12 protein-coding genes are annotated in these 12,652 nt (G+C 70.1%); all 12 read right to left on the bottom strand.

Features of this window, described 5'->3' with window-relative positions; translation table 11 throughout:
* Nucleotides 1–5 precede the first annotated feature (5 nt).
* A complete protein-coding gene (locus tag AC3FMM_RS26790; RefSeq protein ID WP_414249823.1) occupies nt 6–1,142 on the bottom strand; it encodes a porin in 1,137 nt (378 codons plus the stop codon).
* A 194-nt stretch (nt 1,143–1,336) separates the two neighbouring features.
* Nucleotides 1,337–1,837 carry an aromatic-ring-hydroxylating dioxygenase subunit beta gene (locus AC3FMM_RS26785; RefSeq protein ID WP_326347032.1) on the bottom strand — a complete coding sequence of 167 codons (501 nt, stop codon included), beginning with the start codon at nt 1,835–1,837 and terminating at the stop codon, nt 1,337–1,339.
* A complete protein-coding gene (locus AC3FMM_RS26780; RefSeq protein ID WP_115707978.1) occupies nt 1,834–3,168 on the bottom strand; it encodes an aromatic ring-hydroxylating dioxygenase subunit alpha in 1,335 nt (444 codons plus the stop codon). The genes AC3FMM_RS26785 and AC3FMM_RS26780 overlap by 4 nt, the downstream gene beginning before the upstream one ends.
* Before the next feature lie 16 nt (nt 3,169–3,184).
* Complete coding sequence (locus tag AC3FMM_RS26775; RefSeq protein ID WP_488687718.1) at nt 3,185–4,174, bottom strand: PDR/VanB family oxidoreductase; 990 nt, start codon at nt 4,172–4,174, stop codon at nt 3,185–3,187.
* Complete coding sequence (locus tag AC3FMM_RS26770; protein WP_488687717.1) at nt 4,171–5,508, bottom strand: aromatic ring-hydroxylating dioxygenase subunit alpha; 1,338 nt, start codon at nt 5,506–5,508, stop codon at nt 4,171–4,173. Before AC3FMM_RS26770 ends, AC3FMM_RS26775 begins: the two co-directional genes overlap by 4 nt.
* On the bottom strand, nt 5,505–6,047 hold the full coding sequence (locus tag AC3FMM_RS26765; RefSeq protein WP_473703505.1) for a V4R domain-containing protein: 543 nt from the start codon (nt 6,045–6,047) through the stop codon (nt 5,505–5,507). Before AC3FMM_RS26765 ends, AC3FMM_RS26770 begins: the two co-directional genes overlap by 4 nt.
* Nucleotides 6,048–6,063: 16 nt before the next feature.
* On the bottom strand, nt 6,064–7,401 hold the full coding sequence (locus tag AC3FMM_RS26760) for an MFS transporter (RefSeq protein ID WP_115707971.1): 1,338 nt from the start codon (nt 7,399–7,401) through the stop codon (nt 6,064–6,066).
* Between the two features lie 32 nt (nt 7,402–7,433).
* A complete protein-coding gene (locus AC3FMM_RS26755; protein ID WP_116312090.1) occupies nt 7,434–8,420 on the bottom strand; it encodes an amidohydrolase family protein in 987 nt (328 codons plus the stop codon).
* A gap of 3 nt (nt 8,421–8,423) precedes the next feature.
* Nucleotides 8,424–9,374, bottom strand: a complete 951-nt coding sequence (locus AC3FMM_RS26750; RefSeq protein ID WP_326347038.1) for a VOC family protein — start codon at nt 9,372–9,374, stop codon at nt 8,424–8,426.
* Entirely contained in the window at nt 9,371–10,963 is a 1,593-nt protein-coding gene (locus tag AC3FMM_RS26745; protein WP_488687716.1) for an FAD-dependent monooxygenase, read from the bottom strand. The genes AC3FMM_RS26750 and AC3FMM_RS26745 overlap by 4 nt, the downstream gene beginning before the upstream one ends.
* The gene (locus AC3FMM_RS26740; protein ID WP_115679249.1) at nt 10,960–11,724 is read right to left on the bottom strand and encodes an SDR family NAD(P)-dependent oxidoreductase; all 765 of its coding nucleotides are present in this window, start codon (nt 11,722–11,724) and stop codon (nt 10,960–10,962) included. Before AC3FMM_RS26740 ends, AC3FMM_RS26745 begins: the two co-directional genes overlap by 4 nt.
* Nucleotides 11,708–12,652 (bottom strand): fumarylacetoacetate hydrolase family protein, encoded by a 945-nt coding sequence (locus AC3FMM_RS26735; RefSeq protein WP_488687715.1) that lies wholly within the window; start codon nt 12,650–12,652, stop codon nt 11,708–11,710. Before AC3FMM_RS26735 ends, AC3FMM_RS26740 begins: the two co-directional genes overlap by 17 nt.

Genomic DNA, 12,652 nt, shown 5'->3' with positions numbered 1-12,652 from the left:
GGCCGTCAGAACTTGTGGCGGATGCCCGTGACGAACACCAGCTGCCCGCCGTTGCTGGAGGGCGCGAACAGGTAGATGTCCGCCCTGGCCGACCGCGCGCGCTGGTAGACGCCATAGACATAGACGTCCGTGCGCCGCGACAGCGCATAGTCGAGGCTGAGCTGGCCCATGTGCCATCTGGGCCGGGCTTCCGTGCCGGTGTAGTGGCCGTCGGTGAAGACATAGGCTGCGCCCAGTTCCAGCGCCGGCGTCAGGCGGTAGCCGAAATTGACGTCGTAGTTGTTCAGCCGCATGGCGGTGCCGTCCTGGTAGCGGTACCGGGCCGTCGTGACCATCGCATTGACGCGGGCCGCACCAACGCTGTAACCCGCCGCGACGCCGCCCACGCGTTGCCGTGCCACGCCGGCCGCCGGCGTCAGCGGGCTGCTGTGGAACAGCACGAAGGGCGCGCCGGCATAGTCGTCGGTCACCGCGCCGGCGGCGTTGTTGCTGGCGAGCAGGCCCGGGTGGTCCAGCTGCATGTAGGCCGCGGCCAGCTTCAGCGGGCCGCTCGCGTAGCTGGTGCCGAGGCTGAATGAACGGTTGTTGGCCGACTGGCCGGTATCGGACAAGGCATAGGTCGCTTGCGCGCGCAGGCCGCCCCACGACGGCGAGATGTACTTGACCGCGTTGTTGTGGCGGAAACTGCCGAACACATTGTCGTTGTCCCCCACATGCGTCGCCAGCCCGCCCGCCGCCACCGGCGCCGACATCGCGCCGAGCGTGTCGAACACGGCATCGTACTGGCGCCCGAACGTGACCGTGCCGTAGCGGTCATGGCTGAGGCCGACATAGGCCTGGCGGCCGAACAGCCGTCCCCCCTGCTGGGACTTGCCGTCGTCAAGGCCAAAGCCGCTTTCCAGCACGAAGATGCCGCGGGCCCCGGCGCCCAGGTCTTCGGTGCCGCGCAGCCCCCAACGGTTGTTCTGCATGGTCCCGGGCACCATCCTGGTGGCGGCGTGGCCGCCTTCGTTGTTGACGTAGGCCACGCCAACGGACAACAAGCCGTACAGCGTGACCCCCTCCTGCGCGTAGGCCGAACCCGCCAGGCCCAGCGCGCCGGCGCACAGCCGCGCCAGCTTTCGTTTTCCACTGCTTGTCATGCCATGTCTCCTGTAGTTTTTATGCGCACGGAACCCCCCACTGCTTGCCGCTTCCGGCAACGCAGGCATGAGCGCGCCCCGTGCCCGGCGCGCGGGCACTTCCCCCTTTTTCCCTTCCCTGATATGCCGGCGCCGCGGCAGCGGCGCCCGGCGCGTGGGCTAGCAGCCGACGCGCTGCGGCATGCCCGTGGCGGTCACATGAACAGCTGGACCGAAGGCAACGCCGCGTCGCAGTTCAGCAGGTCGACCCGCTTCTGGCGGATCTTCAGCCGGCCGTCCTGCTGCGACAGCGTGTGCTCGGCCGTGCAGGCGTAGACCTGCTGCATCTCCCCGGCGGTCTCCACATAGATGTAGCGGGTACGCGTCAGGTAGGTGTTTTCGTGGTGCGCCATGGCGACGATCTCGGGACACTGCAGCACGTGCAGGCAGCGCGGCTCCGGCTGCAGCGAGAACGCGCGCGGGTTGCGCATGCGCTCGATGCGCAGCTGCAGCAGCAGCCGGTCTTCATACATCAGCGAGGCGTGGTCGATGCCGTCCTGCTGGCCGGGCACCAGCGGAATCCAGTAGTGCCCGTCATCGGCGAACAGCGCCAGCCATTGGTCGAAGCGCTTCTCGTCGATCAGCCTGGCTTCCTCATAGACCAGCGCGACCAGGTCATCCCGGCCCGGCGGCATGGCTTGCTGGGTTGCATTCATGTTGCGTCTCCCGTGTTGAAATCCGGCGCCATGTAGCGGATCCATGCGCGGAACTGGTTGCGCATCGAGATCTCGCTGGTGCCATTGGCAGTGGTGTCGTGCTGGCCGAGTTCATTCGCGTCGAAGTTGCGGTGCAGGCTGACCCACTCATTGCCATCGGCGCGCAGGCCCTGCTGCATCGCCCGGTAGGCGTGCAGGTCGTCATGGCCGACCACCGACATCGGCGAGTTGATCAGCCGCGTGTACATCAGCGTGCGCCGCAGCAGCGTGTCCGGCGCCCCCTTGGGCCGGAAGGTCCACGACTCGACCACGGTCTGGTCCGCCGCCAGCGGGCGCACCACGCGGATCGCCTGGATCGCGCCCTTGAGGGTCAGGCTGGGGTAGAGCACGGTGTTGTGCCGCACCGTAGCCAGGATCTGCGCCGCGCGCTCGGCGCCATACGCCTGCGCCATGCGCGCCTCGTACTCGGGCAGCCCCACATAGCCGGCATGCAGCGACACCGCGCCGACGCCGGTATAGCTGTGGCCGTTGGCCAGCACCCTGACCCCCATCTCGTCCGAGAAGGCATAGCCCGAGGTGAACGGCACCAGCTGCTCGATCGCCATCGGCTTGGGCGCGTCCTCGGGCTGGTCCGCCCACAGCTCCTTGGCCGTGCCCGCCGATGACTCGTGCGCCACCATCGGATGCATGGTGTCGTTCAGGTTCTCGACGAACATCTTCCAGTTGCAGTCGTGGCGATAGCGCAGCACGCCGCCGGCGATTTCCAGCTCGCCGTCGGGAGAACGCTCGACCATGTTGTCGATCGAGGATAACGTCGCGCCAAAATAATCGCGGAAGCCCGGCCCCTCATCGGACAGCCGCACGAAGACAAAGCCGCGGTAGTTCTCGACGTGGCGCAGCGCGCCCATGCCCTGGCCGGCGGGACAGGCCTCCAGCCCGGTGCCCGCATAGCCCTGCCGCAGCGGGATCGACAACAGCGCGCCGTCGGTCTTGTAGGTCCATGCGTGGTAGGGGCAGCGGAAGAAGCGGCCGGTGTTGCCGCTCGGTTGCGACACCAGCCTGGCGCCCTTGTGCGCGCAGCGGTTGCGCAGCACCTTCACGGTGCCGTCGGGCTGGCGCACCATCACCACCGGCTGTCCCGCGATATCGGCCGTGATGTAGTCGCCGGCCGCCGGCACCTGGCTGTCGTGCCCCACGTACACCCACGCCCGCGCCCACAGCCGCTCCATCTCCAGCGCGAACACTTCCTGGTCCAGGTACACGTCGCGGTGCACCTGCCGGTCTTGCACCAGGCTGCGCAAGGCCTCGGCATTGTCCCGGTATCTGCTCATTGGTCTTTCCTCCCGTTCATGCATCGAGCACCAGCCGTCCGCTGCTGGCGCGCGACACGCAGATCTGCATGACGTCGCCAGCGCAGCGCTGCGCCTCGGACAGGCAGTAGTCGCGGTGGTCGATGTCGCCGGCCAGCACCGGCACCTGGCACACGCCGCACTCGCCGCGCTTGCAGTCGTAGAGCGGGTCGAGCCCGGCCGCGAGCATCGCGTCGAGAATCGTCTGCCCGGCAGGCACCGCCAGCACCCGCCCGGACTGGCGCAGCTCGACCTCGAAGGCGCGGTCCGCGGCGCCGGGCGCCGGTGCGGAGAACAGCTCGAAATGGATATCGTCGCGCGACCAGCCGCGCGCCGAAGCCAGCGCCAGCACCGCGTCGATCATGCCGGCGGGGCCGCAGGCATAGATCGGCTGGGTCGGCGCCAGGCCGTCCAGCAGCGCGGCGAGATCCAGCGCCGGCATCGGCTCCTGGTCGGCATATAGCGACAGGTTGCCCTCCGCCAGCGCCATCAGTTCATCGACCAGTGCCAGCTGGTCCGGATGGCGCGCGCTGTAGTGGACGCGGTAGCGGCGCCCGGCGGCCGTCAGCGCTGCGGCCATCGATACGATCGGCGTCACGCCGATGCCGCCGGCGATCAGTACCGCGTCCTCGGCGCGCTCATCGAGCGCGAACGCGTTGACCGGTGCGCTGGTGACCAGCCGGCTGCCGGCCTTCACCTGCGTGTGCATCCACAGCGAACCGCCCTGCCCGCCGTCGTCGCGGCGCACCGCGATGCGATAGACGGATGGTGCGGCCGTGGCCCCGGCACGCCCGTCGCCGTTGACCAGCGAGTAATGGCGCCAGGCCGCCGTGCCGCCGGGCGCCACCTGCACGCGCAGGTGCGCGCCCGCGGCAAAGCCCGGCAAGGCCTTGCCGGCGGGGTCGCGCAAGCGGAACTCGGTGATCGCGTCGGTCAATGCGATCACGTCTTCCACCACCAGTTCCAGGGTCTTGTGGTCGGGGCTCATGCGTGGCCTCCGCCTTGCGCCAGGGCATCCCCGGCGTGCATCAGCGCGGCCCACGCGCGAAACTGGTTGCGCATCAGCAACTCGCTGGTGCCGCTTACATCCTGTATCGGCTGCAAGCGCTCGTCGTCGCGATACTCGCGATGCAGGCTGACCCACGGGTTGCCCTGCGCGGCCAGCGAGGCCTGGATGCCCTCGAAGATATGCACGTCGTCATGCGCCACCACCGACATCGGCGAGAAGGTCAGGCGGTTGTACGTCAGCGTTTGCCGCAGCAGTTCCGGCGGCGCGCCCTTGGGCGCCAGCCCCCAGATCTCCACCAGCGTGCGGTCCACCGCCAGCGGCCGGATCACGCGCAAGGTTTGCGGCGAGCCCTTGAACGCCAGCGACGGGAACAGCACCACGTTCTGCGGCGCAAAGCCCAGCACGTGCTGCGCCCGCTGGTCGCCGTGGACCTGCGCCAGCGCCTGCCGGTAGGCCTCGGGCACGGCGTAGGCGGAATGAATGCTGGCCTGGGTGCCGAGCACGCTGTGGCCATGCGGAAATACGCGCGCGCCGGTGCTGGCGAAGAAGGCGTAGCCCGAGCCGAATGGCAGCAGCTGGTCCAGCGCCATCGAGGCCGGCGCATCGGCGGGCCGGGCGCCGTGGATGGCGCTGGCGGTGGCCGACACCGATTCGTGCGTCGACACCGGATGCACGGAGTCATTGATGTTCTCCAGGTACATCTTCCAGTTGCAGCGCACCACGCTGCGCAGGCAGCCGCCGGCAACCTGCAGCGCACCCTCCGGCGAGCGGTCGGCGAGGTCGTCCAGCGCGGGCAGCACGGCGCCGAAGTAGTCGTCGAACCCCGGGCCGTGTTCGGACAGGCAGGCAAAGACAAAGCCGCGGTACACCGCCACCCGCGGCGCCACCAGCCCCGCGCCCGACTCGCAGGCGTGCAGGCGCGTGTGCTCGTAGCCTTGCTTCAGCGGCACGGCGAGCGGCGTGCCGTCGGTGCGGTAGGACCAGGCATGGTAGGGGCAGCGGAAGAACTTGCCGGTATTGCCCCGGACCTGGCACACCAGCCGCGCGCCCTTGTGAGCGCAGCGGTTCATCAGCACGCGCACGCTGCCGTCGACATGGCGCACCATGATCAGCGGCTGGCCGGCGATATCCGTGGTGTAGTAATCGCCCGCATCGGGCACCTGGCTTTCGTGGCCAACGTAGTTCCAGCTGCGCAGGAACAGGCGCTCGCGTTCGAGCTGGAACAGCGCCTCGCTCAGGTAGACGTCGCGATGCACGCGGTCTTCCTCCACCAGCGCGGCAATCGCGCCGGCTTCGTTGCGGTAGTCGGTCATGGTGAGACTCCTTGCGCGGCCGGCCGGGCCACGAAGCGGCATGGTTCATGCCCGCCCATGGCGGCGCATGCGGTTTCCTCGACTTGCACCGGGCAGGCCAGCACGGTCTCGGCGATGGTGCGGAACATGCCGGCAATCGGCGCGCACACGGGCTGCGCGGCGGGGCCGTAGCCGGCGGCGAACGGGCTGTTGGCAACGGCGAGGACCAGCCCGTTGCCGCGCCGTGCCAGGTCCCAGCAGCCCCATCCGAGCGCCGGCGAGGTGCGGCGGATCAGGTCGAGCAGCGCCTCGCCGGCGTCCGGCCCCAGGCCGGCAACGTAGGCCAGGATGCTGCGCCGCCCGTGCACCGCCGCGGACTCGGCGAATGCAGCCAGCACGCACGCGCGGGTCGCGTCATCGAGCAGGCGCAGCGTTCCCATCAGCACGTCGGGGCGCATCAGCAGATAGCGGCGGTCCTGGTCGCGCACCTCGCCGCGCTGCGCGTCGAACTGCAGGCGCTGCGCCAGCGGCGTTTCCAGGCGGGCGGCAACGGTGGTCATGGCAGGCTCCATCGGCTCAGGCCCGGTCCACGCCACGCGCCTCGCGCGGCAGCGTTTCCGGCGTGAACAGCAGCGCGATCACGGTGACCAGCCCCAGCAGGATCAGGTAGATCGCCACCGGCGTGCCGGAGTGGTATCTGGCCAGCAGCGCGGTCGCGATCATCGGCGCGATGCCGCCGCCGATCACCGAGGACAGTTCGCGTCCGATGCCCATGCCCGAATAGCGCACCTCGGTCCTGAACAGCTCCGCCATATAGCTCGGCTGCACGCCCACCATCGCGGCCAGCACCACCGAGTCGGCCAGCACATAGGCCAGCAGCACCAGCGACGGCTCGCGGGTATCGATCAGCCAGAAGAACGGGAACGCCACCAACATCAGCCCGATGGCGCCCGCCATATAGACCGTGCGCCGGCCGAGCCGGTCCGACAGGTGCCCGTAGCACAGCGCCGTGACCGTGACGAGCATCATCGAGATGGTCAGCCCCTCGAGCATCACGTGGTTGGGGATGCCGCGATAGGCGCCGTACGCCAGCGAGAACGCGAAGAAGATATAGGACGCGCCGCCTTCGGCCATGCGCAGCCCCACCACCATCAGGATCTGCTTCGGCTGCTGGCGCAGCACTTCCACCACCGGCATGCGCACGTCGTGTCCGCTGCGCCTGGCCGCGACGAACTCCGCGCTCTCCGGAATCCGGCTGCGGATGTAGTAGCCCGCCACCACCAGCACCATGCTGGCCAGGAAGGGCACGCGCCAGCCCCACGCCATGAAGTCGTCGGCAGGCAGCTTCTGCACCGCCCAGAACGCCGCCGCCGACAGCACGAAGCCGATGGTTGCGCCGCTGGGGCTCCACGCCGACAGGAAGCCGCGCCGCGCGGGTGGTGCGTTCTCGCTGATGATCAGGATGCTGCCGCTCCATTCGCCGCCGGCCGCCAGGCCCTGCAGGAAGCGCAGCGACACCAGCAGCACCGGCGCCCAGATGCCGATCTGCTGGTAAGTGGGCAACAGGCCCATCGCGGTGGTGGCCACGCCCATCACCACCAGCGTCAGCACCAGCACCAGCTTGCGCCCGTAGCGGTCGCCCAGGTGGCCGCAGATCACGCCGCCCAGCGGGCGCGCGACAAAGCCCACGGCAAAGCCGCCGAATGCCGCCAGCGTGCCGACCAGCGGATCGGTGCCGAGCGGAAAGAACAGCTTGCCAAAGATCAGCGCCGCGGCCGTTCCATAAAGAAAAAAGTCATACCACTCGAGCGCCTGCCCGACGATCGACGTGATGATGGTCCTGCGCAGCGTGGCCTGCTGCGTGCCGGCCGCCGCGGGCATGCCGGTGGTGATGCTTGCCTCTTCCATGCTCATGCTGTCTCCCCCTTGTCCTTTCTGGAATTTGGTCAGGTGTTGCCTGTGGTGGTTGCGTGGTCTTGCGGCATGGCGGCGCCCCGCCAGGTGCGCGCGCTGCCGTCGGTGCCGGGTGACGGAATTCCCATCGGGAATGGCCAGTCGGAGCCGAACAACAGGTGCGATGCGCCAAACACCTCCGCGGCCAGCCGCAATCCGGCCGGGTGGTGTGCAATGCAATCGGCGTAGAACCGCCTTGCCGCCTGCAATGGCGGTTCGATCCCGGCAGGCACCCCGGGCCGGCCGGTGTCGAAGCCGCGCTGCAGCCGCCCGCATGCCGCGGGGAACAGGCCGCCGGCATGCGCCAGGCAAAAACGGATGCGCGGGTACTGCCGCGGCACATCGGCCAGCACCAGTTGGGTGGCCGCCAGCGCGGTTTCGTAGGGGTTGCCGAGCAGGTTGTCCAGGTAGGCGCGCGCCAGCCGGCCATCGCCGCAGCGGCCCGGGTGCAGGAAAACGAAGGCGCCGCGCCGGTCCAGCAGCTCCCATAGCGGCCGATGCGCGGGATCGCCGTAGTCGAGCGCCGGGTTGCCGCCGGCCGCCAGCGCAAACCCCGCGCACGGTGCCCCGTCATAGCTGTCGGCAAGCGCATGCGCGAGCGCGGCATGCTCGATCGGCAGGTGCAGCAGCGCGCCGAGCCGCTCGCGATGGCGCGAGGCCATCACCATCAGCCCATCGTTCAGGTAGCGCGCCCACTCACGCGCCGCCGGCGCGTCCAGCTGCTGGCGGTACAGCGGCGGCGGCACCGACACCAGCGCGCGCTGCACGCCCTGCGCTGCCATCCAGGCCAGCAGGCGCCCGGGGTGGTACAGGTCTGGCTGCCGGAGCGGCTGGCCGTCGATCACCAGCACGCCGTCGGCCTCGCGCCACCAGACGCCGTCGAGCCGCCGCAGTGCCGCGGTGTCCACCGGCACCAGGTGTGCATGCACGTCCAGTGCGATCGCGGACGCGGCGCCGGCCTCGGATTGGATCGGTTCCATGGCTTAGCGCGGCTCGAGGTTGGCATTCATCTCGCCGCCCCAGAATTCCGGCGACCATTCCGGCCCCCAGATATAGGGCAGCACCGACCAGTCGCGGCTGACCCAGCGCTCGCTGATCTTGTCCATGTCGGCGTAGTACTCGACCCAGCTGCCCCATGGATCGCGCACATACTGGAACAGGTTCGACGCCAGCGCATGGCGCCCCGGGCCGAAGCTGTCCCGGTAGCCGGCCTCGCGCATGCGCCACGCGCCCAGGCCGATATCGTCGATGCCGCCGACCTGGAAGCTGGCATGCTGGAAGCCGCGGTGCGTGCTGTGGACCAGGCCGAAGCAGTGATGGTCGATCACCCCCTCGCCGGCGGCGAGGAAGCTGACCTTGCCGACCGCGCGGTCGGCCACGCGCAGGCCCAGCACGTCGCACAGGAAGCGCTCGGCCTCGGCCAGCTGCGGCGTGAAGATCAGCACGTGGCCAAGCTTGCGCGGCGGCCGCGGCGCCTCCAGCGCCTGCCAGGCGGCAACGTCGACGCGCGCGGCCCAGCCGGCATCGCCCGGGCCGCCTTCGCGGCGGCGCGTCGAGGCCGGAAGCTGCGGGCACAGGTGGATCCATGTGCCCCACGGGTCCTGGAACCACAAGCCGTCGCGGCCGCCGCCCGGCGGCGGCTGGTCCCGCACCGCGAGGCCGGCGCGGCCCAGCCGGTCGGCAAAGGCGTCGCGTTGCAGCGGGTCGAAATAGAACGACAGGTGATGCAGGCGCTTGGCGCTGCCCGGCACCAGCACCAGCTCGTCGTTGCTGCGGCCCGGCGAGCGCAGGCGCAGCGCGCCCGACGGCTGGTCCGGCCCGGGCTGCGCCGCGACTTCGAGGCCGAAGGTTTCATAGAAAGTCCTGGCGGCGGCCAGGTCGGGCACTTCCAGGCCGAAGCCGTTCAGGCCCAGCACTTTGGGTCCGGCGATCATTGGGGGCTCCCTTGCGGCGCGGGCGCGCCGACGATGGCTGCATACAGGTCTTCGGCGCGCCGCGGCGCGATCGGCACGATCGCGGCAACGTGGTCGTCGGGACGGATCAGCACCAGCGTGCCGTCGGGCACGCCCAGGCGTTCGCGCAACTGGTTGCCGACGTCGAGCAGCGCGCGCTCGCGCAGCCCGGAATCGAGCGGCGCATCCCAGCGCGACACCACGAAATGCCGCAGCGCCGGCGAGGTGTTGTGCGGGATCTCGGGCTGGCGGCGCACGTCGGCGAAATACAGCGCGAGGAAGTTGCCGTCGACCAGGTCATGGAGCCGCAGCGGCCGTCCCGCCGGGCCGTGCAGCAGGAAATCCGGAATGCGCTCGCCCACGCGCAGCGGTGGCGGCTCGGCTTCGGCGCGGATCATCGACCAGTCGCCGCTGCCGTCGATGTCCAGGCGCACGCCCAGCAGCGTGCGGGTGCAGGCATTGCCCCAGTCCTGCAGCGCCGTGGGCGCATTGGCGCCGCCTTGCATGGCCATGTGGTGGCGCGCGGCCTCGGCCATCTCGCCGGCGCCTTCGGTCGCCACCGGGCGCTGCTCGCGCTCGTAGCCGTCGAGCAGGCTGCTGTCGGCCCAGCCGCGCAGCACCCACGCCAGCCGCCATGGCAGGCTGATGGCATCGAGCACGCCGGTATTCAGCCCGAGCGCCCACATCGGCGTGATCAGGTGCGCGGCATCGCCCATCAGGAACACGCGCTCGCGCCGCCACTGGCGCGCGATGCGGTGATGCACGCGGTAGGTCACGCGGCCGAGCAGCTCCACCTTGTCGACCTTGCCGATAAAGCGCAGCACCTTGGCGCGCAGTTCCTCGTCGCCGGGCTCGTCGGCATCCTTGGCCAGCGGATACAGGAAGCGCCAGCAATGCGGCTGCCGCACCAGGATCATCCACTCCTGCGCATCCGAGAAATACGCCAGGTACGGATAGTCGCGCGGGTTGGCCACGTCGAGGTCGAGCTTCAGGTCGACCAGCATGTAGCGCACATCGAGCGACATGCCGTCGACCGGCACGCCGCATTGCGCGCGCACGGTGCTGCGGCCGCCGTCGCACGCCAGCAGGTAGCTGCCCTCGACGCTGCGCGGACCTGCCGGCGTATCCAGCTGGACCACCACGCCGTCCGGGCCGGAACTGAATGACTCGAGGCGGTGCTGCATATGCAGGCTGCCCTGCGGCACACGCTCCACCGCCGCGCGCAGGATCGGCTCTAGGTGGTGCTGCGGCAGGTTGACCACGAACGGATAGCGGGTTTCGTCGCGCAGCACCGCGGTGCGCACCGACTGGCGCGCCAGGTTGGCTTCGCGCTCGATCTCGCCGATCTCTTCGACGCGCAGCGCGCGCGCCAGCACGTCGTCGGCCACGCCATAGCGGCGGAACGCTTCCAGCGTGCGCGTCAGCAGCGTGCCGGCCTTGGTGTCCAGCGACAGGCTGCCGTCCTCCTCGAAGATCTGGAACGGAATGCCGTAGTACGCCAGGCCGAGCGCGGTGGTCAGCCCGACCGGCCCCGCGCCCACGATCAATACGGGCTTCATGCCGGGGGTCATGGGGTGTCCTTGGTGGCGGCAGCGGGCGCGCTGGCGGGATAGGCATGGTCGCGGCTCAGCAGCGACGCGGTCATGGTGGCGGCATCCGACAGCAGGAACATCAGCGGGCCCACCACGTCTTCGGCCCGGCCCACGCCCAGGGTGTTGGCCCAGTGCGCGTCGTCGCTGCCGGCGTTGGCGTTGCGGTACTGCGCCGTGTCGATCACGCCCGGCGCGATCAGGTTCACGCGCACGCGGTGCTGCGCCACCTCCTTGGCGGCGCTCCTGACGAAGGCCCCCAGCGCGGCCTTGCTCGAGGCATAGGCCGCGGCCTGCGGCCAGCCGCTGTGAGCCAGTCCCGACGAGAACGCCACCACGCTGCCGCGCCGGCGCCGGATCATGCCCGGCACCACGGCCTGGTAGCACCACACCACGCCGTCCAGGTTGATCGCCAGTGCCTGCTGCCACGCCTGCGGCTCGGTCGCGTGGACCTCCCGGCGCGGCTGCACCGCGGCGGCGCACACCAGCCCGTCGATGCGGCCATGCTCGGCCTCGATCGACTGCATCGCCCGCATCACCGCGTCGCGGTCGCTGACATCGAGCCGGCAGAAGCGCAGCCGCGGCTCGCCAGCCAGCAATTGCGCGGCGGCGTGCTCGTCGACATCGCACACCACCACGGTGGCGCCGGCCTGCGCGCAGCGGCGTGCCAGCTCGGCGCCGATGCCGTTGGCGCCGCCGGTGATCACGATCACATCGCCGGCCGCATCAAAGATTGCCTGCATGGGCGCCTCCCGTGTCGTTGCCGGCCATCGCGGGGACGCTCGACTGGTGGTACAGGTCGGTGTCGACCAGCCGGTTCACCAGCTGGCCCAGTCCGGTACCGCGCACGGTGACGGTGTCGCCAGCGCGCAGGAACACCTGCGGCTCGCGCGCATTGCCGACGCCCGCCGGGGTGCCGGTGATGACCAGGTCGCCGGCCTGCAGGGTCATGCCGAAGGACAGCTCGGCAATCAGCTCCGGGATCGGGAAGGCCATCTGCGCCACCGACGCGTCCTGCATCAGCTCGCCATTGACCAGGCACTGCAGCCGTACCGACTCGGGGTCGAGCTCGTCGGCGGTGACCAGGAACGGGCCCAACGGCATGGTGCCGTCGATGCTCTTGCCCTTGAGCCACTGGCCGCCATGGCGCCGCTGCAGGTCGCGCTGCGAGACGTCGTTGGCCAGGCAATAGCCCCACACATGCCGCATCGCGCTGTCGGCGCGAATGCTGCGTCCGTCGGTGCCGATCACCAGCGCCAGCTCGGCCTCGTAGTCCCATTTGGCCGAGATGCGCGCATCGAAGGCGATATCGTCGCGCGGCCCGATCACGGTGTCGGGGCTCTTGGTGAAGAACGTCGGCGCCTGCGGGCGCGGCACGTCCTGGCCCTCGCGCTTGCCCTTGCCTTCGTCGAAGTGGTCCCAGTAGTTCCAGCCGACGCAGAGCACGTCGCGCCGCAACCGCTGCAGCGGCGGCAGCAGCCGCAGGCGGTCCAGCGCCAGGCGCGGCAGCTTGCCGGCACGCTGCGCCGCGGCCACCGCCTGCAGCGCGGCGTCGCCGCCCGCGATCACGTCGCGCAGGTCGCCCAGCGCCAGCGGCAGCAGCGCGACTTCCTCGCCCTCGACCACGCCGATGCGGGCCTGGCCGTCGCAGGTAAAACTTGCGAATCGCAT

The sequence above is a fragment of the Cupriavidus sp. 207A1 genome (assembly GCF_057798955.1).
This window is presented reverse-complemented; position numbering and strand designations above follow the sequence as displayed.